This is a genomic window from Actinomycetota bacterium, from assembly GCA_018830725.1.
Classification (GTDB): Bacteria; Actinomycetota; Humimicrobiia; order JAHJRV01; family JAHJRV01; genus JAHJRV01.
Map to the genome: position 1 here is coordinate 1 of JAHJRV010000005.1, position 25,715 is coordinate 25,715.

28 protein-coding genes are annotated in these 25,715 nt (G+C 30.7%); 25 read left to right on the forward strand and 3 right to left on the reverse strand.

Features of this window, described 5'->3' with window-relative positions:
- From KKC53_00070 to KKC53_00140, 15 genes are all read left to right on the forward strand, one after another.
- Positions 1-608, forward strand: a 608-nt coding sequence (locus KKC53_00070; protein ID MBU2597570.1) for an AAA family ATPase, incomplete at its 5' end; no start/stop codon positions are given.
- 2 nt (positions 609-610) lie between these two features.
- Complete coding sequence (locus KKC53_00075; GenBank protein ID MBU2597571.1) at positions 611-1,933, forward strand: CpaF family protein; 1,323 nt, start codon at positions 611-613, stop codon at positions 1,931-1,933.
- Positions 1,934-1,962: 29 nt separating this feature from the next.
- Positions 1,963-3,567 carry a type II secretion system F family protein gene (locus KKC53_00080; GenBank protein ID MBU2597572.1) on the forward strand — a complete coding sequence of 535 codons (1,605 nt, stop codon included), beginning with the start codon at positions 1,963-1,965 and terminating at the stop codon, positions 3,565-3,567.
- A 55-nt stretch (positions 3,568-3,622) separates the two neighbouring features.
- Positions 3,623-3,793, forward strand: coding sequence for a Flp family type IVb pilin (locus KKC53_00085; protein MBU2597573.1), 171 nt, complete (start codon positions 3,623-3,625; stop codon positions 3,791-3,793).
- Positions 3,794-4,151: 358 nt separating this feature from the next.
- Positions 4,152-4,556: a pilus assembly protein gene (locus KKC53_00090; protein MBU2597574.1), complete on the forward strand. Its 405-nt coding sequence runs from the start codon at positions 4,152-4,154 to the stop codon at positions 4,554-4,556.
- A 25-nt stretch (positions 4,557-4,581) separates the two neighbouring features.
- Positions 4,582-5,004: a hypothetical protein gene (locus tag KKC53_00095; GenBank protein ID MBU2597575.1), complete on the forward strand. Its 423-nt coding sequence runs from the start codon at positions 4,582-4,584 to the stop codon at positions 5,002-5,004.
- 314 nt (positions 5,005-5,318) lie between these two features.
- Positions 5,319-5,621 (forward strand): 30S ribosomal protein S6, encoded by a 303-nt coding sequence (rpsF, locus tag KKC53_00100; protein ID MBU2597576.1) that lies wholly within the window; start codon positions 5,319-5,321, stop codon positions 5,619-5,621.
- 109 nt (positions 5,622-5,730) lie between these two features.
- A complete protein-coding gene (gene ssb / locus KKC53_00105; protein ID MBU2597577.1) occupies positions 5,731-6,156 on the forward strand; it encodes a single-stranded DNA-binding protein in 426 nt (141 codons plus the stop codon).
- A gap of 14 nt (positions 6,157-6,170) precedes the next feature.
- The gene (gene rpsR / locus KKC53_00110) at positions 6,171-6,425 is read left to right on the forward strand and encodes a 30S ribosomal protein S18 (protein ID MBU2597578.1); all 255 of its coding nucleotides are present in this window, start codon (positions 6,171-6,173) and stop codon (positions 6,423-6,425) included.
- A gap of 12 nt (positions 6,426-6,437) precedes the next feature.
- Positions 6,438-6,998, forward strand: coding sequence for a 50S ribosomal protein L9 (gene rplI / locus KKC53_00115; protein ID MBU2597579.1), 561 nt, complete (start codon positions 6,438-6,440; stop codon positions 6,996-6,998).
- Between the two features lie 93 nt (positions 6,999-7,091).
- Complete coding sequence (gene dnaB, locus KKC53_00120) at positions 7,092-8,465, forward strand: replicative DNA helicase (GenBank protein MBU2597580.1); 1,374 nt, start codon at positions 7,092-7,094, stop codon at positions 8,463-8,465.
- A 256-nt stretch (positions 8,466-8,721) separates the two neighbouring features.
- Positions 8,722-10,125 (forward strand): NAD(P)/FAD-dependent oxidoreductase, encoded by a 1,404-nt coding sequence (locus KKC53_00125; GenBank protein ID MBU2597581.1) that lies wholly within the window; start codon positions 8,722-8,724, stop codon positions 10,123-10,125.
- Between the two features lie 66 nt (positions 10,126-10,191).
- Positions 10,192-11,478, forward strand: coding sequence for an adenylosuccinate synthase (locus KKC53_00130; GenBank protein ID MBU2597582.1), 1,287 nt, complete (start codon positions 10,192-10,194; stop codon positions 11,476-11,478).
- A 204-nt stretch (positions 11,479-11,682) separates the two neighbouring features.
- Complete coding sequence (locus KKC53_00135) at positions 11,683-12,981, forward strand: adenylosuccinate lyase (protein ID MBU2597583.1); 1,299 nt, start codon at positions 11,683-11,685, stop codon at positions 12,979-12,981.
- A 104-nt stretch (positions 12,982-13,085) separates the two neighbouring features.
- Complete coding sequence (locus KKC53_00140) at positions 13,086-13,322, forward strand: hypothetical protein (protein ID MBU2597584.1); 237 nt, start codon at positions 13,086-13,088, stop codon at positions 13,320-13,322.
- A 47-nt stretch (positions 13,323-13,369) separates the two neighbouring features.
- On the opposite strand, the gene KKC53_00145 is transcribed toward KKC53_00140, so the two are convergent.
- Complete coding sequence (locus KKC53_00145; protein MBU2597585.1) at positions 13,370-14,401, reverse strand: zf-HC2 domain-containing protein; 1,032 nt, start codon at positions 14,399-14,401, stop codon at positions 13,370-13,372.
- 36 nt (positions 14,402-14,437) lie between these two features.
- Positions 14,438-15,034 carry a sigma-70 family RNA polymerase sigma factor gene (locus KKC53_00150; protein MBU2597586.1) on the reverse strand — a complete coding sequence of 199 codons (597 nt, stop codon included), beginning with the start codon at positions 15,032-15,034 and terminating at the stop codon, positions 14,438-14,440.
- Between the two features lie 215 nt (positions 15,035-15,249).
- Between KKC53_00150 and trxB the strand changes: the two genes are divergently transcribed.
- The 10 genes from trxB to KKC53_00200 all read left to right on the forward strand — a co-directional run bounded on the left by trxB (position 15,250) and on the right by KKC53_00200 (position 24,957).
- Entirely contained in the window at positions 15,250-16,179 is a 930-nt protein-coding gene (trxB, locus tag KKC53_00155; GenBank protein ID MBU2597587.1) for a thioredoxin-disulfide reductase, read from the forward strand.
- 70 nt (positions 16,180-16,249) lie between these two features.
- A complete protein-coding gene (gene trxA, locus KKC53_00160; protein MBU2597588.1) occupies positions 16,250-16,573 on the forward strand; it encodes a thioredoxin in 324 nt (107 codons plus the stop codon).
- A 118-nt stretch (positions 16,574-16,691) separates the two neighbouring features.
- Positions 16,692-17,747, forward strand: a complete 1,056-nt coding sequence (locus tag KKC53_00165) for an N-acetylmuramoyl-L-alanine amidase (protein ID MBU2597589.1) — start codon at positions 16,692-16,694, stop codon at positions 17,745-17,747.
- Between the two features lie 117 nt (positions 17,748-17,864).
- Positions 17,865-18,887: a C40 family peptidase gene (locus tag KKC53_00170; protein MBU2597590.1), complete on the forward strand. Its 1,023-nt coding sequence runs from the start codon at positions 17,865-17,867 to the stop codon at positions 18,885-18,887.
- 33 nt (positions 18,888-18,920) lie between these two features.
- Positions 18,921-19,961, forward strand: a complete 1,041-nt coding sequence (locus KKC53_00175) for a histone deacetylase (GenBank protein ID MBU2597591.1) — start codon at positions 18,921-18,923, stop codon at positions 19,959-19,961.
- A gap of 3 nt (positions 19,962-19,964) precedes the next feature.
- Positions 19,965-20,429 carry a hypothetical protein gene (locus KKC53_00180; protein MBU2597592.1) on the forward strand — a complete coding sequence of 155 codons (465 nt, stop codon included), beginning with the start codon at positions 19,965-19,967 and terminating at the stop codon, positions 20,427-20,429.
- A gap of 329 nt (positions 20,430-20,758) precedes the next feature.
- Positions 20,759-22,600: a molecular chaperone DnaK gene (gene dnaK, locus KKC53_00185; GenBank protein ID MBU2597593.1), complete on the forward strand. Its 1,842-nt coding sequence runs from the start codon at positions 20,759-20,761 to the stop codon at positions 22,598-22,600.
- Between the two features lie 72 nt (positions 22,601-22,672).
- Entirely contained in the window at positions 22,673-23,338 is a 666-nt protein-coding gene (gene grpE, locus KKC53_00190; protein ID MBU2597594.1) for a nucleotide exchange factor GrpE, read from the forward strand.
- 44 nt (positions 23,339-23,382) lie between these two features.
- A complete protein-coding gene (gene dnaJ, locus KKC53_00195; GenBank protein MBU2597595.1) occupies positions 23,383-24,507 on the forward strand; it encodes a molecular chaperone DnaJ in 1,125 nt (374 codons plus the stop codon).
- A gap of 60 nt (positions 24,508-24,567) precedes the next feature.
- Positions 24,568-24,957, forward strand: coding sequence for a MerR family transcriptional regulator (locus tag KKC53_00200; GenBank protein ID MBU2597596.1), 390 nt, complete (start codon positions 24,568-24,570; stop codon positions 24,955-24,957).
- A 13-nt stretch (positions 24,958-24,970) separates the two neighbouring features.
- Here the strand turns inward: KKC53_00200 and KKC53_00205 are convergent, their stop codons facing one another.
- Positions 24,971-25,654 carry a DUF72 domain-containing protein gene (locus KKC53_00205; protein MBU2597597.1) on the reverse strand — a complete coding sequence of 228 codons (684 nt, stop codon included), beginning with the start codon at positions 25,652-25,654 and terminating at the stop codon, positions 24,971-24,973.
- Positions 25,655-25,715: the final 61 nt, after the last annotated feature.

A 25,715-nucleotide genomic window follows, 5' to 3' on the forward strand; every position in this document is an offset into this window, starting at 1 on the left:
CTGTTTTTATTCAAACTGAGCCAGTTAAAGATTTGGGTGATTTAAGTTCAATTTTGGATGAATTAAGTGATATCTCTGTTGAAAATGTGGTTGAGGATACTAATAATGAGATATCAGCTATTTTTTCTCCAAATGATTTTAAAAAAGTAGAAAAATTCAGAGAAGATGATATTCAACAGATAGTAGATATATTAAGAAGTTCATATGAATATATATTTTTAGATCTACCTAATAACTTAAACTTAAATTCTACAAAAGCTGGTATTAATTCTTCAGATGAGCTGATAATAGTTACACTTCCACAATTTCTTTCAATAAGAAGATGCGATTGTCTACTAAAAGAAATTACTTCCTTTAAAAAGGGAGCAAATATTCATCTTGTTGTAAATCGATATGATAGCTTTTCTGCAATTCCTTTAAGACATATAGAGCAGTTTTTAGAAATTCCAATTTCTCAGGTGATATCCGAGGATTTAACACTGGGAATGATGTTTGATCAAAAAGGTACATTATTATGTGATAGAAAAGATTTATCTGTAATTAGTTCTATTAATAAACTTGTTTATATAATTTCTAATTCTAAAAATTTAAAGGTTAAAGAGGATTAGTAATGATCGCTGCAGTGAGAAATTCTCTAATTTCTGAAAAGAATTTCTTTAAAAAGAGTGACGAAAGTATCGTAAATTCTCAGCCAGATTTATCTGAAATAAGAAATCAGATTCAAATAAAGTTGCTTGAGAAATTAGACTCTTCACTCTTTAATATACCCGATTTCGAAAATAAAAGAGAAAGACTTATTAAGGAGATTATAAATCTTTTCAAGGAAGAGAAAATAATATTATCCAGAACACAAATGAATAACTTAATAGAGGATTTAATTAACTCTATTTTGGGTTTGGGTAGATTAGAGCCGTTGATCAATGATAGTGAAATATCAGAAATTATGGTAAATGGGGAAAATTATATCTATATAGAAAGAGATGGACATATCTATCAAACTAAAATCAAATTATCAAGTGAAGAGCAGCTCTATCATTTAATTGATAAGATAATATCTCCACTGGGTTTAAGAGTTGATGAAAGTTCCCCTATGGTTGATGCTCGTTTACCAGATGGATCAAGAATAAATGTTATTATTCCACCTCTTTCCTTGGTAGGTCCAATAATAACTATAAGGAAATTTATTCTGAAATTATTTTCATTGGATCAACTGGTAAAAATCGGGACTTTAAGTAATGAAATGGTGAAATTTCTAAAGTCAGTTATTATGGGAAAATGTAATATCATAATTTCAGGTGGAACTGGAAGTGGTAAAACCACTTTCCTAAATGCTCTTTCTACAGTTATTTCATCAGATGAAAGGCTGGTAACTATTGAAGATGCAGCAGAACTAAAGTTAGCACAACCGCATGTAATTTCTTTGGAAAGCAGACCCCCAAATATTGAAGGAAAAGGTGAGATCACCATAAGAGATTTGGTTAGAAACGCCTTAAGAATGAGACCTGATAGAATAATAATTGGCGAAGTTAGGGGTAAAGAGGCACTTGATATGCTTCAAGCTATGAATACTGGACATGATGGCTCTCTTACAACTGTTCACGCAAATTCTCCAGAAGATCTCATTTCTCGTTTAGAAACAATAACATTAATGTCTGATGTAAACCTATCAACGAAATCGGTTAAGAGAATGATCATAGCAGCCTTAGATTTAATAATACATATGGAGAGATTCCCTGATGGTAAAAGAAGAGTAACTAAGATAAGTGAGATACTGCTTGAAAGGGAAGATGTAAAAGTTAAGGATATCTTCGTTTTCAAACAGGAGGGAGTGGATTCTGGTGGTAAGGTATTAGGAAACTTCTACTATACAGGTAATATGCCAAATTTTTATAATAAACTGCTTTCACAAGGTATTAAGTTAAAAATGCATTGATTTTTAAAATTCCTTTATGTTAGGTCATTATGAATTTATTTATAAATACTAAATTTTTAAAATTACAAAGACCTCGATTTGTTAATAATTTATATAACTTCTTCAAGCAGTGCTATGAAAGATTTGCTCAGAAATTTGAAATATATCTTTCAGCTAAAAAGCTTTTATTAGTAGTATTAAACGGAATTTTTATTTTGGGTTTATTAATTTATCTGTTTTCTGAAAATCTTCTTATTTCTACTATCTTTTCGCCATTTGGCATTTTTATATTTATTCCCATTAATGATTTATTAAAAAGAAAAAGAAGAAATCTTATCGAAAACCAGATTTTAGAATTTTTATCTTTATTAAATATTACCTTAAGAGCAGGACTTACTATAAGAAATGGGCTTGAGATATGTAGTAAAAAGATAAAGTCACCATTAGGTGAGGAACTTAAAAAAGTGATAAATGAAATAAATATAGATATTGACATATTGAAATCACTTCATAATATGGCAAGTAGAATTAAAATACCAGAGATAGATTTGATTGTTTCAGCAATAGAAATAACGGGAAGGGTTGGAGGCGATGTCACTGAAATATTTAGCTCTTTAATAAATATAATAAGAGAAAGACAAAATCTAAAAGAGGAAATAAGAGTCTTTACAACGCAAGGTCGTCTTTCTGGAAACATAATCTCCTTTCTTCCGTTGGGATATTTCGTATTATTTTACATTTTTGAAAGTGAACATGTTAAGTTAGTTTTTTCAAAAACATTAGGTGTGACAATTGTTTTAACAGGCTTGTTGCTAAATCTAATTGGTTATTTAATTATAAGAGGAATAACAAAGCCAGGAATCAATTATTCAAGACACAAGGAAAGAGAAAATAATAAAATTTTAAAAAAATTTCAATTACTGTTCAAAGAAATTATTGAAATATTAAAGAGACATAAGCTAATTAGATTATTTTTTAAATCTAAAAATTTTAAAAATTTTTTAATTTTCTATAACGATTCTTATAAAAATTTTGATGAAGACTTATTAGAAAAAATAATTTCTATGAAAATAGTATTTGTAGTATTAGCAATAATTATCTCCATCATCTATAGTAATTCAATTAAATCCTTTACCCTGTTTTTAGTTGTCATTAGTATACTTTTCTTTTTTATACCAGATTTTTATATTAGGAAGAAGGTAGCAAGAGAGAGTGTTTTAATAGATCGAGATTTGCCAAAGGTGATTGATGAACTAAATTTAAGTTGTAAAGCAGGGTTGAATTTAAGGAAAGCACTATATTTGGTTACAAATAATACAGTTGGTTTGTTGGGTAAAGAATTAAGGAATCTGGTAAGGAATTTGAAATTGGGCAAACCTAAACAGGAAGCTTTTAATGAACTGATTGGTAGAACAGAAAGCAGTGAATTAAAAAGTTTTATTTCAGCTTTAATACAGGGAGAAATATTTGGTGTTCCCGTATCTGAGATTTTAGAAAATCAAGCAAAGGATTGTAGACTTAGAGTTCATAAGAGGGAAGAACAAAGAGCTAGAAAAATTCCTATTTTGATCCTTTTTCCACTAATATTTTTTATACTTCCAGGATTTTTGACTATCGCAGTGGGAACATTTATTTTTTCAATTTTAAATATTTAACCTAAAAGAACAATAATTATTTAAGAGTCAATAATTATAAGAAAGGGGAAAACAAATGAAAGTAATACTAAAGAGAGTAAAAATGGAGAAAGGGCAAAGCACAATTGAATATGCCTTAATTATTGCGGTTGCTTTTGTACTTGTTGGAATACTTCTTAAAATAGCAAGTCCTAAATTTTCAGAATACCTGAATGCAATTTTTTCAAAATTAATGTCCTTTTTATAAAATTTTAGTACTCCTTAAAATTTAATAGCAGGTGTTCCTTAAAGTTAAGATCATTTTCCTCTCCCTTTATGGGTGAGGGATAGGGAGAGGGTGTAAATTTGATAATTTAAATATTTCCCCCTCCCCTAAAATCCCCTCCCACAAGGGGAGGGGAATAATAAGAGAAGATCTTCTTACTCCTTTCACGAGTGGAGGGGACTACATATGTAGATAACTACACTGTTAGAAACTACAGTTGTAGATAACTATACTTTTTGGAAAAGAGCTTAAAATTTTTGAAAAAAATAATTTAAAAAAATAATATTAACTACACTTTTTAGTGAAGAGCCATAAAATTCTATAAAATAAGGATAAGTTTATGAACAATATTTATGTATTATTTAGAAAAGAGAAAGGTCAATCAGCAACTGAATTTGCTCTGGTCTTACCAATTATACTGATAGTAATTTTAGTGATTGTTCAATCAGGAATCATAGTAAACGCTCAACTTGTTATTACTCATGCTGCGAGGGAAGGGGTAAGGGATGGTTCAGTTACAAATAATAACTCAAAGATTATAAACTCAATAAGAAATTCAACAAGAACTCTTGATTATGATATGTTAAATATATCTATTAACCCCTCATCAGGTAGAAAAATTGGAGATTATTTGACTGTATTGATTGAATATAAACCTCCAATTGTTATTCCTATAATAAAATCATTTTTTCCTAGTAATATTTGTTTAAGATCATCAGCGACAATGAGGATTGAAAAAGAGTAATAAACTATGAAGTTTAATAGATAAAATGGAAAATCTTAATAAGGGTCTTATAATTAAACTTAGAAAATTTATAAAAAAGTTCAACTTTCAAAGAGGTAATGTAACTATTCTAAGTATAACAATCACTATAGTTCTAATAGTATTTACTCCATTTATTATAGATGTTGCAATTCTTTTTAAGACTAGAGCAGATGCAAAATCAGCTTCAGATGCAGCCTCTTTAGCTGCAGCTCAAGAGATTCTGTTTTTAGAAGATGGTGAGAATGTAGCAAAAGCTATAGCTGAAAAAAATAATGCTAAGTTGGTATCATATTTTGCTAATAATAACGAAGTTATAGTAACAACCTCTAAAATTGCAAATTTTATATTTATTGATAATTTTATAAAAGGTTCTATAGAAATAAAAGCTACCTCCAGTTCTGAGGTAAAATTTCCCTGGGGTGAGTAATAAATGAATATTTAAAAATAAACTTAACGTTTTATTTTAGTAATTATTTTTAACATTTTGTTATAGTAACAACAATTTATAAGAATTTAATTAAAATTACAAAATAATTAGTTTATAATTTAAGATACAAAGTTTTTATAAAAAAAATTTTCTTATAGAATTTTTATTAAATTTTCAATACACTTCGTTAAATAATTCTATAAGAATATGTATGAATAAATATTATTTATTCTGAAGATTTCATGGTATAATTTGCACTTATTTGTAAGAATCTTATCCCTTTTAGGGGTAATTTTGTCCAAAGGAGGTAATTTGTGAGGAGATATGAGATGATGATGATTACTGATTCTACTCTTGGTGAAAAAGAACAAGAAGATCTAGTTTCCAAAGTCAAGGATATAATATCAAAATATGATGCTGAGTTATATAGCATTGATAAGTGGGGAGAGAAAAAATTAGCTTATTCAATAAAAGGTTATGATATAGGAACATATTATGTTTTATTTTTTTCAGGTTCAAATGAATTAATTGAAGAATTAAAAAGGGTATTAAAAATAACAGAAGGAATAATAAGATTTAGAATTTTTAGAAGAGAAGATTTAGAGAAAGTAGAGTAAAAGATTATTATTAATAATAATTACCAAGGTCCAAAATAAAAAGTATTACTTTATAAAAATTTATAATAAAATTTAGTGTATTATTTTAAATATTTAAGAGAGGGAAAAGATGGCAAGTATAAATAATATAACGATATTAGGTAACTTAACCAGAGATCCAGAATTAAGATTCACTCCAAGTGGAAGTCCTGTAGCAAATTTTGGAATAGCAGTGAGTAGGAGATGGCAAAATAGCATAGGAGAGTGGCAGGAAGATGTAAGTTATGTTGATGTAGTTGCGTGGAGAAGTTTAGCTGAAAATTGTGCTGAATCTTTGAAAAAGGGGGATAGGATAATTGTAAATGGAAGGCTTCAGATGAGAACCTGGGAGACTCAGGATGGTCAAACACGAAATAAGATTGAGGTTATAGCCAGAGTTATAGGGCCAAGTCTTGAGTGGGCAACTGCTTCAATTACCAAAAATATAAAAGCCCAAGAAGTATCCTCAGAGCTACTTGAAGGGGAATCGGGAGAAACAAATGATATACCATTTTAAGAGAGGAGGTATTAGTGCGTGAGAGAGGAAGTGCAAAGAGAACAGAATATCCAATTAAGCGGAGAAAAAGATACTGTTTTTTCTGCAAGAATAAAATTAAATATATTGATTACAAAGAGATTGGTTTAACCAGAAGATATATTTCTGATAGGGGCAAAATAAGACCTCGAAGGATTACTGGGGTTTGTGTTCAACATCAATCTGATTTAGCAAGAGCTATTAAAAGAGCAAGAGAACTTGCATTAATGGGATATATTACAAAGGTTTAATAGGAGATAGATTTGAAAATTATTCTTAAGGAAACAATAGAGAATTTAGGAAGAGCTGGTAATATTGTAGATGTAAAAGATGGATTTGCCAGAAACTATTTAATTCCTAAAAAATTGGCAGTTAAAGCTACTGAGGGAAATATTAAACATATAGAAGTCATAAAAAAGAAGGGTGTGGAGTCGGAAGCGAAAGATAGAGCTCATGCCAAGGCACAAGCTGAGATCTTAAATAATCTCGTTCTCACAATATCTAAGAAAGTTGGAGAAGAAGGAAAACTTTTTGGATCGGTAACAGAAAGAGATATATTTGAAAAGATTCAGGATGAAACTGAAATAGCTATAGACAAAAGAAGAATAATTTTAAAAGAAAGTATCAGATATATCGGGGAATATGTAGTTGATATTCGACTTTATCCTGAAGTGGAGGCTCATGTAAAAATAAGGGTAGTAGATGAAACTGGAAGAGAGTGGTTAGAACTCGAGCCATGGAGAAAGGAAATAGAAGAAGAGAAAATAAAAGAGAAGAAAGAGGTAGAGGAGAAGGAGAAGATAAAAAAAGAAGAAGATAAATAAAATTCAAAGATAATTAAATTAGAAAAATGTTTAATTTTAATATAAAAAACTCCTTTTAAAATATTTTTAACATTTGAAAATAATAGGTTAAAAATGGCGAGAAAAAATTCAAAAAGTTCACTCGATTTAACAAGGCTTGATAGAATTCCACCACATAATATTGAAGCAGAAGAATCAATCCTTGGTGCAATGATGATATCTCAGGATGCGATTGCAATTGGTGGAGAAATATTAGATGATGACGACTTTTACAGAGGTAACCACAAAAAGATATATAGTGCAATAAAGAATGTTTATGTTAGAGGAGAAGCAGCAGATCCGATAACTATTACTGAAGAATTAAAAAGAATGAATGTCTTGGAGGATGTAGGCGGAAAAGCCTACATTCATACACTAATAAGTAATGTACCATTAGCAGCAAATGCGAAACATTATGCGACCATTATAACGCAAAATGCTACTTTAAGAAGACTCATTGAAGCAGCGACAAAGATTGCTGCTATGGGCTATGAGGTTCCAGAGAGTATAGAAAAGACAGTTGATACCGCAGAACAGATAATTTTTGATGTATCAAAGAGGAAAATTAAAGGAGACTTTACAGTCTTAAAAGATCTTCTAAAAGAAGGATTTGAGCAGATCGAAAAGCTTCATGGAATGGGAACTCAGATAACTGGACTTTCAACTGGATTTAAAGACCTTGATAGATTAACATCTGGACTCCAACCATCTGATTTAATCATAGTTGCTGGAAGACCATCAATGGGAAAAACATCACTTGTTTTAGGAATAGCTCAATATGTTGGACTACAATTGAAAAAACCAGTAGCTATATTCTCTTTAGAAATGGCTTGTCACCAACTTTCCCAAAGGATTATGTGTTCGGAAGCAGAGATTGATGCAACCAGACTTAAGACTGGAAGACTTAAAGAAGATGACTGGCCCAGGTTGGCAAAAGTTGTAGGTGAGTTAGCTGAAGCCCCTATTTTCATTGATGACACAGCATCAATAAATATGATGGAGTTAAGAACTAAGACAAGAAGACTTATAACTCAACAAAATATTGCCTTGATAGTTGTTGATTATATACAATTAATGACTGGACCTGCTAATCTTCAAAATAGGCAACAAGAGGTCTCCGAAATATCCAGGTCTTTAAAAATTTTGGGTAGAGAATTTAATGTTCCTGTAGTTGCAGTTTCACAACTTTCACGCGCATGTGAATTAAGACAGAATAAAAGACCTCAACTTGCGGATTTAAGAGAGTCTGGAGCAATAGAACAGGATGCTGACTTAGTAATCTTTATTTATAGAGATGAGCTTTATAATTCGGATACTGAAGATGCTGGAATTGCAGAGATAATAATTAGAAAACATAGAAATGGTCCAACCGGTGATATTAAGCTTACTTTTAGACCTCGATTTACAAAATTTGCTGATTATACTGAAGAATACAAAGAACTTTCATAAATACTTTAATGTTTGTTGCCATATAAAAAATACAGATAATTTCTATAAAACTCCGATACTTATTATCATTTAATACCCAGACTAATTGTTATTTATTTCTTAAAACACTTACCACATTAAAAATTATAGACAGCCTTCGTAAAATTATGCTCAAATCTTCCAAGGGTAATTATTTTTTATTTTTCTATTTTCACCTGAATAATATAAAATAAGATGTGGTGAAAAATGAAAATTATTCTTATTAAAAGGAGATAGATTGGCAAAAATATATGATGTGATTATTGTTGGTGGAGGACCTTCTGGTATTTTTTCAGCGATTGAGTTGACAAAAAATAACGATTTAGATGTTCTACTTTTAGAAAAGGGAAAAGATCTTAAAGAAAGGGATTGTCCAGGAAAAGGCAAAAAATGCTTAAAGTGTAAATTGTGCGCCATTACTAGTGGTTGGGGAGGAGCAGGAGCTTTTAGTGATGGAAAGTTAAATCTATCTACGAAAATAGGTGGATGGTTAAGTGAGTATATTTCTGAAAAGGAATTCTCAGAATTAATAGAATATATTGATGACATATATTTAGAATTTGGAGCTCCTAACGACGATATTTGTTTGGATGAAGATAGAGTTAAGGCTTTGAAAGATAAAGCTAAAAGATCTGGTTTGTTATTTATTCCTACCCCAATAAGACATTTAGGTACGGATAGGTGTGTTCATGTTTTAGAGAGGATGAGATCTTATATAAGTTCCAAGGTAGAAGTATTGACTGAAAGTGAAGTTGTAAAAGTTTTAACATCTGATAACAAGGTTGGTGGTGTAGTGCTTGCTAATGGAACTAGATATTTATGCAAAAATCTAATTTTATCACCAGGTAGAGAAGGTTCAGACTGGTTAATGAAAGAGGTGAAAAGGTTAAAGCTAAAAGTAGAAAATAATGCGGTAGATATTGGATTGAGGGTGGAGGTGCCAGCATATGTTATGAAACCAGTTACAGATTACTTTCATGAATCAAAATTAATATATTACTCAAAGCAGTTTGAGGATCAGGTTAGAACATTCTGTATGAATCCATATGGTATTGTTTCTACTGAAAAATATGGAGATGTAATAACTGTAAATGGTCATAGTTATGCGAAAGATAAGACAGATAATACAAATTTTGCTTTACTTGTATCTACCAATTTTACAGAACCATTTAAAGAACCCATAGCTTATGGAAAATATATTGCGAGATTAGCGAATCTACTTGGTGGTGGAACTATTATTCAGAGATTGGGTGATTTGAAAAAGGGAAGAAGGTCTACTATGGTTAGAATAAAACGAAGTAAAGTAATACCAACTCTAAAAGAAGCAACACCTGGTGATTTAAGTTTTGTACTTCCGTATAGATATCTTTTAGATATATTAGAGATGTTAAGTGCACTAAATGATATAGTTCCAGGAGTGGAAGCAAGAGATACTCTTCTTTATGGAATCGAAACCAAATTTTACTCGTGTAGACTTCATCTATCTCCAAATTTAGAAACAGAGATAAAAAATATGTATGCAATTGGAGATGGTGCTGGGATCAGTAGAGGTTTAGTCCATGCATCTGTTTCGGGAGTTATAACTGCTAGAGATGTTTTAAAAAAACAAAAAATAGGAGGGCAAGGCTTTAGCCTTGCATAAAATAAGAGGTCATTTAACAGAATAATAAATACTAATTAAAAAATTAAAAAGGAAAGGTGATTTAATTTGCCAGGTATTGTAGTAATTGGAACTCAATGGGGTGATGAAGGAAAGGGTAAAATCATAGATTATCTTTCTAAAGATGCTGATGTAGTTGTAAGATTTCAGGGTGGGAATAACGCTGGTCATACCGTAGTAACAAAAGAACATAAATTTCAATTCCATCTTATACCTTCAGGAATTTTAAATCCAGATATTATAAATGTCATTGGCAATGGTGTTGTTGTAGATTTAGAAGCATTAGTCAATGAAATTGATTATTTGCACAGTAAAAAAATTACTACTTCAAACTTGAAAATTAGTCCAAATTCTCATCTTGTGATGCCTTATCACAGAATTTTAGATGAAGTAAGAGAAAATCTATTAGGTAATATGAAGATTGGAACAACAAAAAGAGGAATTGGACCATCTTATTCTGATAAAGCTTCTCGCTCTGGAATAAGAATGCAAGATTTATTAAATATAAAAGTATTTAACAAAAAACTTGAATTTGTATTAAAGGAAAAGAATGCTATTTTAACTAAAATCTATAATCTCCAGCCACTGGATTTTAATGATATATTGGAGAAATTCAAATATTTATCACAAAAAATAGGCGATTATGTTTCAGATACATCAAAATTAATAAATGATGCTCTTGATGAAGACAAAAAAGTATTATTTGAAGGAGCACAGGGAACTTTTTTAGACATAGATCATGGTACTTATCCCTTTGTGACTTCATCATCAACAGTTGCAGCTAGCGCATGTATCGGTTCTGGTATTGGACCAACAAGAATTGATAAGATTATAGGAGTAACTAAAGCTTACACAACCAGAGTTGGTCAAGGACCTTTCCCAACAGAGATAAAGGGGAAATTAGGAACTATGTTGAGGGAGAAAGGTTCTGAATATGGAGCTACAACAGGAAGACCTCGAAGGTGTGGATGGCTTGATACAGTTTTACTTAAATACGCAAGTAGAATTAATAGTATTACATTCCTTGCTCTTACAAAATTAGATGTGCTTTCATTTTTAAATAATATAAAAATCTGTAATAGCTACTCTTATAATGATAAATATTATAAGGAGCTTCCCTATAATCAAAACATTTTCCATAATGTGAACCCTTTATATGAGAATTTTTTAGGATGGGAAGAGGAGATATCAGAAGTAAGAAATTTTAATGATTTACCGAAAGAAGCAAAGAAATATATAAAGAGAATAGAGGATGAAGTAAAAGTTCCTATAAAATTAGTATCTGTTGGTCCGGAAAGAGATCAAATAATTAAGTTTGAAGAATCAATTTGGTAATAAACTAAATATCAAAATCAGTCGATTCCCCTCCCTTGATGGGAGGGGGTAGGGGGATTTATCCTCTCCCTTGGTGGGAGAGGGAAAGGGAGAGGGGGAATTTAAAATGTCTTCAGAATCATGGCACAAATCTCTAACAATAATTAGATTTAACAAAATATAAATTATATTAATTTAAAAAATATACTTTTATAGGAGGATTCATTGATATCAAGATATAGCAGACCTGAGATTAAAAAAATCTGGTCAGATGAAAACAAATACAGAAGATGGTTAGAGATTGAGCTTTTAGTATGTGAGATACAAACAAAAATTGGGATAATTCCAAAAGGTGTTTTAGAAAGGATAAAAGGGAAAATAAGTTTTGATTTAAAGAGAATCTCAGAGATAGAAAAAACAACTAAACATGATGTAGCTGCTTTTTTAAAAAATATTTCAGAAAATATTGGACAAGACGCTCGATTTCTACATTTTGGTCTTACATCATCTGATATTAAGGATACAGCATTATCTCTAAATTTAAGGGATGCCCTCACAATTATAACAAGAGACTTAAATGGATTAATAGAAATACTCAAAGAAAAGGCGATTAAATTTAAATACGATTTGATGGTAGGAAGAACACATGGCATGCATGCAGAACCTATAACCTTTGGAGTAAAAATGGCTAACTGGGCATTTGAAATGGACAGAAATAGGTCAAGAATTATGAGAGCAAAGAATGAGATAAGTTATTGCAAGATTTCAGGAGCAGTTGGAACATATTCTAATATAAATCCTGAGGTTGAGAGATATGTATGTGAGAAGTTAGATTTAAAACCAGAGCCAATTTCAAGTCAGATAATTCATAGGGACAGACATGCTTATTGTCTAAATGTATTGGCTTTAGCAGGAAGCAGTATTGAGAAAATGGCAACAGAGATAAGAAATCTTCAGAGAACAGAAATAGATGAAGTTCAGGAACCGTTTTCTAATAGCCAGATAGGCTCATCTGCTATGCCTCATAAAAGAAATCCAATTATCAGTGAGAGATTATGTGGACTTGCAAGATTATTAAGAGGTTATGCTCAGACGTCTATGGAAAATATTTCTCTTTGGGGGGAGAGGGATATGTCTCATTCTTCAACAGAGAGACTCATATTACCTAATAGCACAATCTTATTAGACTATATGCTTTATAAATTTAAGTATATGATGAAAAACTTGATTGTTTTTCCTGAAAATATGAGGAAAAATCTTGAACTATCAAAGGGACTTATATTTTCTGAAAATGTTTTAATAGAACTTGTTAAAGCTGGTTTATTAAGAGATAGAGCACATGATTTGGTAAAAAAATGTTCAGACAAAGTCTACAGTGAAAAAATCAGTTTTAAACAGGCATTACTAAGCAGTGATGAAATTTGTTTAGTTTTAACTAATGAGCAGATAAGCGAGTGTCTAAATATAAAATCATATTTAAAAAATGTTGATCTTATAGTTAATAAGCTTAAGAAAATCCATTAAATATAATGCTTTTAATAGTATATGTTTTTGACTTTTTGCATCAAGGAGTTTATACTCAAGTAGATAAAAGTATTTTTACTTAAAAATAAATTTTGGAGGTTTTAATGGAATCTAAAGCTGATTACAGGAGAGTACCTATTACTATGCCTAAAGAAATGTATACATACATGTTAAAGTTAGGTACTGAATCTGAAGAAACAGGAGGTAAGAAGCTTCAAGTAACATGGATAGTAAGATGTGCACTTAAGGCTATTATGGATGTGGATTTGGATGTAAGTAATATAAATTCTGAGGAAGAGTTAGAATCAAGAATAAAAGAAGCATTCAGGAAATATAAATAAACTGAGAACTATATGATAATCACAGATGTTCTTTAAGGATGATTGCGTTAGTCAATAGTTTTTAGATGGAGTATCTTATTTGTACCAGCTTCTATAACACAAACAAATTGTTTAGTAAGTTTATCTTTTTCAAAATCTTTTCCAGGACCTATACCAGAAATTATGAAAGCATCTTTCCCCTCAAACCTTGCTTTTTCTACAGAGAAGATTAACAGTGGGAACTTCTCAGGTAATTGTTCTTGCCCTGTAAGATATTTATATATTTCAGATTCTAATATCTTTAAATTTTCATCAAAATGTGGAAATTGTAAAACTTTGGATTTTATACTTTTATATAATATCTTATCGTATTCATCTTTTATTAAGAGGACTTGATTTGAATCTATTGGTAAAATTTGTTCAATAGTTTCTTGTGTAGATATCCTTTCTTCAGATTTTTGTTTTGTAAAAAATTCATCAATATAATTTTGTGTATAATCATTTTCTGAAACAGTTATTATAGGTTGTGGTACGAAAACTCCAGGCTTTATAGTTATTAATTCTCGTTCCACTATACCCTCTTCAGTTACTACCGATTGCTCAGCTTCAGCTACTTCTTCATCTTTAACTTCTCCTTCTACTGTATCTTCTCCATTGCCAAATTCTTTAGGTGTAGTTTCTTCTGAAATAGTGGCTCCTTTTGACAATTCCTCAGCTTCTTGAGCTGCTTTCTCCATAAGAATTGGAGAAGCAAAGTACGGACCATAGGTTCTAAGTACTAAAGTTCCTAATATTAATATAGCTAATACGCTTATAATTGAAATAAATTGCCATCTTGACCAGATTGGTTTGGGTATTAGAGTTGGATGAATTTCTATACTTTTTTCTCTAACTAATTTAGCCAACTTTTTTGCTTTATCAAAAGATAAATCATAAAAAGCAGATGAGGAGATGAACTCTTTTACACCTTTTATCTCATTAAAATACTTTTTGCAATCTGGGCATGTTTTTATATGCTCTTCTACTTTTTTATTTTGGTTAATAGAGAGTTCAGAATCAATATATTCAGAAATCATATTTTTTATATTTTTGCAATTCAATTTATCACCTTTAAATATATCTTTTAATATAAGACTTTAAAAATCTATTTTTTGTTCTCTTTCTTCTTTCAAAATATTTCTTAAGATCTCTCGAGACCTGCTTATTCTTGATTTAACTGTTCCTAAGGGAATATTTAAAATTTCAGATATTTCTTTATATTTCAAATCGTATATATCATTTAGTACAATTACAATTCTAAGATGTTGTGGTAGTTTTTGAAGTAGGTTCTGTACTTTATCTGTTTCTTCAGCTTCTAAAATTCTATTTGAAACTTCATTAAATCTATTTTTATAAGTAACCTTTTCTGTTAATTTTAGTTCTTCATAAGAACCAGATATTAATTTTTTTCTTTTAATAAGTATGTCTTTACAGACATTACATGTGATTCTATAAAGCCATGTAGAAAACTTGGAAGCTCCCTTAAAGCTTTTAGCTCTTTTAATTAATCTGATAAATGTTTCCTGAGTTGCATCCCATGCGTCTTGAGAATTATTCATAAAGCGGAATGATAAATTATAGATATTTTTCTGGTGACGTTTTACAAGTTGAACAAGAGCTTCCTCATCCCCTCTTGTGTAATATCTTATAAGTTTTTCATCATTTATTTTTTCTCTTTTAAATTTTATTGTCATGAAATATTTTTTTTCTTTTATATTTGACTGTTACTGGATTTAAAACTAATATTCTCATATAAAGGTTATAATAATAAGCTATTTTAGTAATTATTTTTAACATTTTGTTTTAGTAACAACAAAAATATACCACAATTTGACTTTATATAAAAATTTGATTAAACTTTTTTCTATCTATTTGAATAATTATAGTTATATTTAGGTTGAAATAAAAAATGAAGGTAAGAGATTTAATTATTATTGGAGCAGGTCCAGCGGGAATGAGTGCTGGAATATATGCAGCCAGGTCAGCTTTATCACCCCTCATTATAGAATCACAAATGCCCGGTGGTAAGGTAGCTCTTACAGATTTTATCGAAAACTACCCAGCATTTCCCAATGGTATGTCTGGTCAAGAGTTAACTAAACTTATGGAAGAACAGTGTAATAATTTTAATGTTGAGTTTATGAACTTTGTCCAGGTTGATTTTGTTGAAAAGGAAAACAAAATCTTTAAGTTAAAAACTAACCGGGGTGATTTTTTTGCTAAAACTGTTATAGTTGCAACTGGAGCAAGTCCGGCTGAACTGGGTATTCCTGGAGAAAGGGAGTTTAAAGGAAGAGGAGTTTCATATTGTGCAACTTGTGATGGCCCTTTGTTTAAGGATAAAGATATCCTTGTTGTTGGTGGTGGTGATTCAGCTGTTCAGGAGGCAATTTATTTAACTAAATTTGTATCATCTTTAAAGGTAGTTCATAGAAGGGATAAATTAAGAGCAAGAAAGATGCTACAAGAAAAAGCTTTTAAAAATCCCAAAATAGATATTTTATGGAATTCTAATCTATTGGAAATCAAAGGAAAGGATTTGGTCGAGACGGTAGTAATTTTTAATAATAAAACAAATCAGAAAAGAGAGATAAGAATAGATGGCGTTTTTATGTATGTGGGATTTAAACCAAATTCATCCTTAGTTAAAGACTTAGTAGAAATGGATAAACTGGGTAGAATAATAACAGATCATAAAATGAGAACTTCTACTACTGGATTATTTGCTGCTGGGGATGTAAGAAATACACCTTTAAGACAAGTCGTTACTGCTGTTTCAGATGGAGCAATAGCAGCTATAAACGCAGAAGAATATTTAGAATACGAGATGAAAATTTAATCTGTAAAATTTAAAAGTATATATAAAAATAAATAATGAATATACTTTTTAAAATAGAAAGGTGAAGGATTTGCCAGAGAAAATATTAAAACTAACTGATGAAAATTTTCAGGAAACTATTAAAAATACAGATCTTCCTATAATTGTGGATTTTGGGGCTTCATGGTGTGGACCTTGCAGGATGATGGAACCAATATTTAATGAATTAGCAAAGGAATTGGAAAATGAGGTAATACTTGCAAAATTAAATGTTGATGAAAATCCTGAAATTTCTAAGAATTATGAGATTATGAGCATTCCAACATTTATAATGTTTCAAGATGGAAAATTAGTGAAAAAAGCAATGGGAGCTCGCCCAAAGGAGAAATTTTTAGAAGAATTTGGTTTGAAATAATTCAACAATATTGTAAAAATTTAACTTTCTCTCAAAAATAATAAAAATATCCTATAAATTAAATTTATCAATTCTTCAAAATTTGTTTAGATAAATATTATTTTGTGTTTGAACTTTTATGAAACTAAAAATAGGATCCAAGGGTAAAGAGGTTGTTGATTTGCAAACTAGGTTAAAATCCTTAGGATTTTCACTTGGTTTAGAGGATATTGATGGTTTTTTTGGAATAAAGACAGAAGAAGCTGTTAAATCCTTTCAACAAAAAAGAGGTCTGGCAGTTACAGGTACTATTGATTCAATTACATGGCTGGAAGTTGTTGAAGCAGGATACACTTTAGGAAGTAGAACTCTATATTTTAAAGTACCACCTTTTAGAGGTGATGATGTTAAGACTTTACAACATTATCTCAATTCACTTGGTTTTGATTCAGGAGAAGTAACAGGAATTTTTAACAAAAAAACAGAAACTGCTGTTAGAAAATTTCAAAATAACATGTCTTTAGATGAAGATGGACTTGTTGGTCCGGAAACTATAAAGTCTCTTAATAATTTAAAAAGATCATTAGAGAGAGGGACTAATTATCATATTCCAGAAAGAAAAATCATCAAGCAAACTAAGCCAATAATCTGTATTGATCCGGGACATGGGTTACCTGCTGATCCAGGTAAAATAGGAGTTTACGGGTTAACTGAGGCTGAAGTCTGCTGGGAAATTGCTGAAAATCTGATTCAAGAGATTTCAAAAACAGAATTGGCTGGATGCATAACTCAAAAGATTGGTGAAAATTTAAATGAGAGTGAGAGAGCATCGGTTGCGAATTCAAAAAAGGCAAATATTTTAATAAGTGTTCATTTAAATTATTGTGATAGCCCATTTGCTGAGGGAAGTAGTTGTTATTATTTCTCATCCGGATTATCATTCTCAAATTCTGGAAAAATACTTTCAAACTTAATAGAGGACAATTTAATCAAAAGATTAAGGGTACCGGATTGCAGGGTTCATGGAATGAATATACCAATTCTAAAAGAGACATCAATGACATCTGTAAGAGTGGAACCAGGATTTATTTCAAATCCAGAGGAAGAGAAAAGGATGGCAACTAAAAAATATAAAAAAAATGTAGCAATTGCCATTTTAACAGGCATAAAAGATTTTCTAAATAAGGATATTTAAGGATATTATTAGAATTTAAAATATTATTTTTTTTGCAATATTATTAATTTTATATTAGAATCTTACAGTAATAGTAAATGATAAGTAGTTGAAGAAGTGAAAAACGGAGGTTATTTATTGGAAGATCCTTTACTTAGAAAGAGGAGAAGCTTCTTTATTATAAGTAAAATTGTTTTTAGTGTAATTTTAGTCATTTCATTTACACTTTCCTATTCGTCACCACTTAGTGCCACGCCTTTAAGTGAAAAAAGAGCTGAAAAAGATAGACTTATTAAAGAAATATATCGCATTCATGAGGACCTTGATGAAACAGTTGAGAAATATAATTTTTATACAGATGAGCTTAATAAGGTTGAATCAAAGATAATATTTCTTGAAAAACGAGAAAGTAGACTTAATTTTGAACTCGTCTCTTTAAAAACAGAGCTTGAAGCTGCATTAGAAGAAATTTATAAATATGGACAGATGAATTTTGTATATGTAGTGTCGTCTCCAGACACTGTTAATGATCTGATGGATAGAATAAAACTCTTTTCAATAGCTGGAGATAAGCATGCTCAGTTGATAATGAAGGTTGAGGAAATGAGAAATGAAATTATTAATATTGAGCAGGAAGCTGAGAAGCAAAAGAAGATAACATTGGGCTTGATGTCAGAGTTAAATTTGATAAGAGAACAAGTAGAAGAAAAAATAAGAGAGAAGGAAAGACTTCTTGCCAAGGTTAAGCAGGATATACAAATCTTAGAAAGAGAGATGTATACACCAGTAATTAATTTCATTTCTCCATCTGATTATACAGGTGTGGTATCTCTTGCATTAGCTCAACAGGGAAAACCTTATGTCTGGGGAGCTTCAGGTCCTAATAGTTTTGATTGCTCAGGACTTGTTTATTGGGTTTTTAGACAATTTGGAACCTATCTACCTCGGACTGTAAGAGGTCAATATAATGCAGGAGCTTCTGTTTCAAAATCAGATCTTAGACCAGGAGATTTAGTTTTTTTCAAAAACTTTAGTCATGTTGGAATATATATTGGAAATGGAAACTTCGTTCACGCTCCGCATACTGGAACTAGAGTAAGAGTAGAATCATTAAGTAATCCATATAGGTTAAAAAACTATTGCGGAGCCTGTCGTATTTAAGACTAATAACAAACTTCTAAAATTATCAAAAAAATGTCTACAGGATTATTTTATCATCCAATTTTTTTAGAACATGATACGGGGTGGGGTCATCCGGAAAGAGCACAAAGATTAGTTGCAATATTAGATGAAATTGAAAAAAGAAAAGATTTAAATAATATTGAAACTGTTTCGCCTGATAAAGCCTCTATAAAGGATATTCAATTAAATCACAGTGATAGCTATATTAAATTAATTCAAAATACATCAGAAATAAAAGGTATAAAACATTTAGATCCCGATACAGCAGTCTGTTCAAAGTCATATGAAAGCGCGCTTCATGCATGTGGAGCAGTTTTAAATGCAGTCAAGTCAGTATATGAGGGGATTTATAGAAATGCATTTGCTTTAGTGAGACCACCTGGACATCATGCACTTTTTTCCCAAGCTATGGGTTTTTGTATATTTAATAATATTGCAATAGCTGCTAAGTATTTAAAGAATGTAATGGGTTTGCGTAAAGTAGTTATTATTGATTGGGATGCTCATCATGGAAATGGTACACAAGATTCATTTTATAATGACCCAGATGTCCTTTATATATCTTTACATCAATTTCCTTTTTATCCAGGAACTGGTTCTGCTAATGAAATTGGAACGGGTATTGCAAAAGGATTTAATGTAAATATACCAATGTTTGCATATAGTGGAGAGAATACTTATTTATTGGCAATAGAAAGGATCATTTCTCCGATTGTTTATCAATTTTCACCAGAATTCATTTTGATTAGTGCTGGATATGATGGACATTATAAGGATCCTTTAACTCAACTTCTTTTAACAAGTAATACATTTTTTAGATTATCAAAAGCTGCAATAGAAATGGCGAATGAAGTTTGTAGTGGTAGAATTATCTTCTCTTTAGAGGGTGGCTATTACTTAAATGGATTATCTCAAAGTGTAATAGAAACCCTCAGAGCGATGGTCGGGTATAATGATCCAGTTCCTTATCCATCAGAAGAGTTAAAGGAGAGGAATTCAAGCAGGGAAATAGAACAAATAATAGAAATTCAAAAAAGATATTGGAAATTATAAGAAATGTTTTTAAAAAAATATGTAATCCAAAAATATATTAAATTCCGTTTTTTACTTTTAGTTTTTCTATTGATTACAAACCTACTTATCTTGTTAGGTTGTGAATTTTTAATATTTAAATCTGAACCTGAAAGAACGGTTTTTAGTTTTTTTAATGACCTGAATTTAAAAGATGTTGAAAGGATATATGATAAATATCTCTTAAATAATGATAAATTAGAGATAGACAAGGAAGATTTTAATTTATTGATTTCCAAATCTCTCTCCTCTGTCAAAAAAATAGAGTTAAAAAGAACTGATTTATTAAAAAGGAATGATGAGAAAGCAGCGGTAAGTGCAAATTTTATTATTACTTATGTTGATGACAGAGAAGAGATAAGAACAGAAGAAATATTCCTAATTTATGAAGATGGGAAGTGGAAAATCAATTTTGAAGAAACCTTCATGTCTTTAAAGCCACAACCTTGAGTAAAAAAAGTTGAAAAAGGTAGACTTATTAAAGAAATATATCGCATTCATGAGTAAGAAATTCTTTTAAACACAATTTCTATATAACCTCTATTACTTCCGCATTTACAAAATTATTGTTTATCTTGACGATTTTATTCTCCTAACAAAATATGTAAAAAAAATATTGATTTTTTTGTGAAATTCTGGTAAAATATCAAAACTTGATAATACTATTATTAAGATACTTGACAATATTATTATAAAGTTTTATAATTTTGTAAACAAATTTTGGGTTATTATTAAATATTTGAAATTTTTAAAATAAAAATAAAAAGGAGGATTAAATAATGTCAAAACCAATTGGTATTGATCTAGGTACAACCAACTCATGTATTGCTGTATTTGAGGGAGGAGAATCAACAGTTATACCAAATGCGGAAGGTGGTAGGGTAACACCATCAGTTGTAGCTTTTACTAAATCTGGTGAGCGTTTAGTAGGAATGATAGCAAAAAGACAAGCAATAACAAATCCGGATAAAACTATATCATCTATTAAGAGAAAAATGGGTTCGAAACATAGAGTAAAGATAGATGATAAAAATTATTCACCACAAGAAATTTCTGCAATGATATTACAAAAGTTGAAAGCTGATGCAGAAGCATATTTAGGTGAAGAGATAACTGAGGCAGTAATTACAGTTCCAGCCTATTTTGAGGATAGTCAAAGAAAAGCTACAAAAGAGGCTGGTAAAATAGCAGGCATGAAAGTACTAAGAATAATAAATGAGCCAACAGCAGCTGCTCTTGCATATGGTTTGGACAAGGAGCAAGATCAGAAAATATTAGTTTTTGATCTTGGTGGAGGAACATTTGATGTTTCAATTTTAGATATTGGAGATGGAGTTTTCGAAGTAAAAGCTACAAGTGGGAACAATCTTTTGGGTGGGGATGATTATGATGAGAAAATAGCGGAATGGATAATTTCTGAATTCAAAAAAGAACAAGGAATAGACCTTTCTGGTGATAAGATGGCAATGCAAAGACTTAAAGAAGCAGCTGAGAAGGCAAAATGTGAACTTTCTACTACTCAAACTGCTAATATAAATCTACCTTTTATAACAGCTGATGAGTCAGGACCAAAACACCTTGAGATGACACTTACCAGAGCCAAACTTGTTCAATTGGTTTCTGATCTAATTGATAAGTGTGTTGGTCCAACAAAAAGAGCAATGGAGGATGCTGGAGTAAAGCCTGGGGATTTAGACCATGTCCTATTAGTTGGAGGGCAAACAAGGATGCCCGCAGTAAGAGATTTAGTAAAGAAATTGACAGGGAAAGAACCGAGAAAAGATATAAATCCTGATGAAGTTGTTGCTGTAGGAGCAGCAATTCAAGCAGGGGTTTTAAAGGGTGAAGTTAAAGATGTTCTTCTACTGGATGTTACTCCTTTGTCATTAGGTATTGAGACAAAAGGCGGAGTTTTTACTAGGTTAATTGAGAGAAATACAACAATTCCTACCAAAAAGGGAGAAATATTTTCCACAGCTGAGGATAATCAAACAACTGTTGAGATTCATGTACTTCAAGGTGAAAGACCAATGGCAGCTTTCAATAAGACATTGGGTAGATTTCAACTTGTAGGAATACCATCAGCTCTAAGAGGAATCCCGCAGATTGAGGTAAATTTTGATATTGATGCTAATGGAATTGTTCATGTATTTGCCAAAGATCTTGGAACTGGAAATGAACAGAAAATAACAATAACTTCTTCAGCTGGTATATCTGATGATGAGATAGAAAAAATGATGAAGGAAGCTGAAGTTCATGCAGAGGAAGATAAAAATAAAAGAGAAGAAGCTGAGACAAGAAATAATGCAGATAATCTCATATATTCAACAGAGAAATCGTTAAGACAATTAGGTGATAAATTACCTTCAGGAGAAAGAAGCAATATAGAATCTACTATTTCAGAATTGAAAAAAGCATTAGCTGGAACAGATGTTGAAGCTATAAGACAGAAGTCACAAGATTTGATGGATGCCTCTCATAAATTAGCTGAAGCAGTGTATGCCCAGACAACTCAAAAGACTACAAAAGCTGAAGAGTCTAAAGGTGAGGAAAAAGTGAAACCAGAAGAAGAGGAAGAAGTCGTGGATGCTGATTATGAAGTTGTGGATGAAAACGAATAATTTGTATTAATTTTTAAATGATAAATCTTATTTAAAAAATAGAAAGGAGATAAATAGTCATGAGGAGATTTTATGTCAGAAGCTAAAAAGAAAAATGAATCGTATTCAAAAATTAGTTATGGCAAAATTCTATTTAAAAATAATGGAAAAAGCAATGAGAAGACAAGTAAAAATCGATCTCAAAAAATCAAGCCAGAATCAATTAAAAAAAAGAAGGTAAAAAGAAAAAAAACTAAGAGTGAGATAAAGTTGAATAAAAAGATTGTAGAATTAAAAAAAGAATTAGATGAGAAAGACAATAAACTAAATGATTATATTGATACTCTGCAGAGACTACAGGCAGAATTTGAAAACTATAGAAAGAGGATTCTAAAAGAACAGAGTAAATCCAAAACATTAGCTAATATGGATTTAATAAAGAAGTTGCTCCCCATACTTGATGATCTTGAAAAGGCAATAATTTCTAAAGAAAATAAAGATGAAGTTAAAGCCATTATTGATGGTATAGATATTATATATAAGGAATTTGATCAGATATTAAATAAAGAGGGGGTAAGAGAAGTCTATTCTGAAGGAGAAATATTTGATCCAAGGTGTCATCATGCAATAATGCAAATCGAAAGTGATAAACACGAGGAAGGGACAGTACTTGAAGTATTACAGAAAGGATACCTTCTGAATAACACATTACTAAGGCCCGCAACTGTAAAAGTTTCAAAAAAAACGGACAAGTCCTAAGAAAAAAATATTGGAAGATTTTAAATTTATTATTGGTGAATTAATTGGAATTTAAGGATTATTACAAAATTCTGGGTGTGGATAAAAACGCAACACAGGATGAGATAAAGAAAGTATATAGAAAGTTAGCTCAGAAATACCATCCTGATATTAACCAAAATAATAAAGATGCAGAGGAAAAATTTAAAGAAATTTCAGTTGCATACTCAGTTTTAGGAGATAAAGAGAAGAGAAAGAGATATGATGAACAGGTTAGAACGTACAGTCAGGGACCTTTTGGATTTCAAGCTAAAGGATTTAGACCAGAGGATTTTCAAACAATTTGGAACTTTCAGGAATTTAGTGAATCTTCAGCCTTCGAGAGCATATTTGACTTATTTAAAACTGGGGGTGTAAGAAACAGAAGAACTAAAGCGCCAAAGAGAGGAAATGACATTACATATAAAATAAATCTCTCCTTTGACGAAGCAATGAAAGGTGTAACTACAAAAATAAATGTAAGCGCTAATTTAGCATGTACGAAGTGCGAAGGTGCGGGAACTGAGCCAGGGACTTTTCCAATAACATGTCCAAATTGCAATGGAAGGGGAGTAGTATCGAGAAATCAGGGCTTTTTTAGTATAAGTCAAACATGTCCTCGATGTTTAGGTCAAGGTAGAATAATAAAGCACCCTTGCACTAAATGTAAAGGTATAGGGAGGGAGAGGAGAGTAAGAAAATTAACTATAAAAATCCCAGCTGGAGTGAAAAATGGTTCAAAAATAAGGTTTAAGGGTATGGGGGAATCTGGTGACAAAGGAAGTCCATCTGGAGATTTATATATTATTACTAAAGTAAAATCGCATCCCATTTTTAAAAGAAGAAATAGTGATATTTTAATAGATTTACCTATTACCTTCACTGAAGCTGCTTTAGGAACAAATATTGAAATTCCAACCCCAAATAGAAAAATTTCATTAAAGATTCCAGCTGGTTCACAAAGCGGGAAACTGTTTAGAATAAGAGGTAAGGGAGCACCAAAATTAAAAGGAAGTGGCAACGGAGATTTTTTTATAAAACTTAAAGTTGTAACTCCCAACAAGCTTTCAGTAAAGGAAAAAAGATTATTTATGGACCTTGAGAGGATTAGCAAATCAAATCCAAGGGAAAAAATATTTAAATATCATTAAAAGATTTTAAATTTTGTGTGTAAAACATTTCTTAAGTATTTTTAAAGAGTAATTACAAATATGAACAGGGATAAAAAGAAACCAGTATATATAATAAGCATAGCTGCTAAACTAGCTCAAGTACATCCTCAAACTCTAAGATTATATGAGAGAAGAAGATTAGTGAAGCCCGTAAGAACGTCTACTAACATACGTTTATATTCAGAGGAAAATATTGAGCAGACTATATATGTTCACGAATTAACTCAAAACCTTGGGATAAATTTAGCAGGTGTTAGAAGGATTTTAGATTTAGAAAAAGAACTTGAGTTAGCTGAATTAGATCTTAAAAAAGCACAAATGGAATTGGAAAGACTAACTAAAGAAATGGAAAGAGAAATAGAAAATGTTCGCAAAAGTTTCAAACATGAAATTGTTCCATTTTCTTCTCGTGATATAGAACCTATTTAATAGATGAAAGAAATTATAGCAGGGAAAGCAAGAGATTAGCAGCCTTTACAGCCTTTGATTTATAATGATTATTAAAATAAATCATAGTTTTAATAGCTTTTTCCTCTAGTTCCTTTATTTTAGGAACCCATTCCAATAATTCATCTTGCTTGTATTCGTAATCATACCTCTCATATGCCTTCTTGTGATGCCACCATTTTTGAGAATTTCTTCCATGAAATCTGACATAAGCAATATCAGAGGTTATTTTAGCAACAGGAGGAATCAAACCCCTTAGTTTTGGTTGGTCAACACAACAAAATCCTAATTCATTCTGTTCAAGGAAATCAAATGTTTCATCATTTATCCAGGAAGTGTTTCTGAATTCTATAACCAGGGGGATATCAATCATATTATCTCTTAAATGTTTTAAATAATCTAAGTTGTAACGATCAAGCTTAAAAGACCAGGGAAATTGTGCTAAAACACAAGCTAACTGATCTCTTTCAATTAATGGAGATATACCTTTTATAAAACCATTATAATCCTTGGACTTAGCTTTTCTTTCATGTGTCATTAAGCTGTTTGCTTTTACTGAAAAAACAAAATCATCAGGTACTTTATGAGCCATCCTGTTGATTATGTATGGATTTGGCATTCTATAATATGTAAAATTTATTTCAGTTGTTTTAAAATTTTTAGAATAGAATTTTAACATATCAGATTTATTTATATCAGTTGGATAATAATTTCCCTTCCAATCCTCATAGCTATAACCA

Bases quoted from the DNA above. Each gene is read 5' to 3' on its own strand.
- KKC53_00075 (MBU2597571.1), top strand. From the start codon at position 611: ATGATCGCTGCAGTGAGAAATTCTCTAATTTCTGAAAAGAATTTCTTT.
- KKC53_00080 (MBU2597572.1), top strand. From the start codon at position 1,963: ATGAATTTATTTATAAATACTAAATTTTTAAAATTACAAAGACCTCGA.
- KKC53_00085 (MBU2597573.1), top strand. From the start codon at position 3,623: ATGAAAGTAATACTAAAGAGAGTAAAAATGGAGAAAGGGCAAAGCACA.
- KKC53_00090 (MBU2597574.1), top strand. From the start codon at position 4,152: ATGAACAATATTTATGTATTATTTAGAAAAGAGAAAGGTCAATCAGCA.
- KKC53_00095 (MBU2597575.1), top strand. From the start codon at position 4,582: ATGGAAAATCTTAATAAGGGTCTTATAATTAAACTTAGAAAATTTATA.
- ssb (MBU2597577.1), top strand. From the start codon at position 5,731: ATGGCAAGTATAAATAATATAACGATATTAGGTAACTTAACCAGAGAT.
- dnaB (MBU2597580.1), top strand. From the start codon at position 7,092: ATGGCGAGAAAAAATTCAAAAAGTTCACTCGATTTAACAAGGCTTGAT.
- KKC53_00140 (MBU2597584.1), top strand. From the start codon at position 13,086: ATGGAATCTAAAGCTGATTACAGGAGAGTACCTATTACTATGCCTAAA.
- KKC53_00150 (MBU2597586.1), bottom strand. From the start codon at position 15,034: ATGACAATAAAATTTAAAAGAGAAAAAATAAATGATGAAAAACTTATA.
- trxB (MBU2597587.1), top strand. From the start codon at position 15,250: ATGAAGGTAAGAGATTTAATTATTATTGGAGCAGGTCCAGCGGGAATG.
- KKC53_00165 (MBU2597589.1), top strand. From the start codon at position 16,692: ATGAAACTAAAAATAGGATCCAAGGGTAAAGAGGTTGTTGATTTGCAA.
- KKC53_00175 (MBU2597591.1), top strand. From the start codon at position 18,921: ATGTCTACAGGATTATTTTATCATCCAATTTTTTTAGAACATGATACG.
- KKC53_00180 (MBU2597592.1), top strand. From the start codon at position 19,965: ATGTTTTTAAAAAAATATGTAATCCAAAAATATATTAAATTCCGTTTT.
- dnaK (MBU2597593.1), top strand. From the start codon at position 20,759: ATGTCAAAACCAATTGGTATTGATCTAGGTACAACCAACTCATGTATT.
- grpE (MBU2597594.1), top strand. From the start codon at position 22,673: ATGTCAGAAGCTAAAAAGAAAAATGAATCGTATTCAAAAATTAGTTAT.
- KKC53_00200 (MBU2597596.1), top strand. From the start codon at position 24,568: ATGAACAGGGATAAAAAGAAACCAGTATATATAATAAGCATAGCTGCT.
- KKC53_00205 (MBU2597597.1), bottom strand. From the start codon at position 25,654: ATGTTAAAATTCTATTCTAAAAATTTTAAAACAACTGAAATAAATTTT.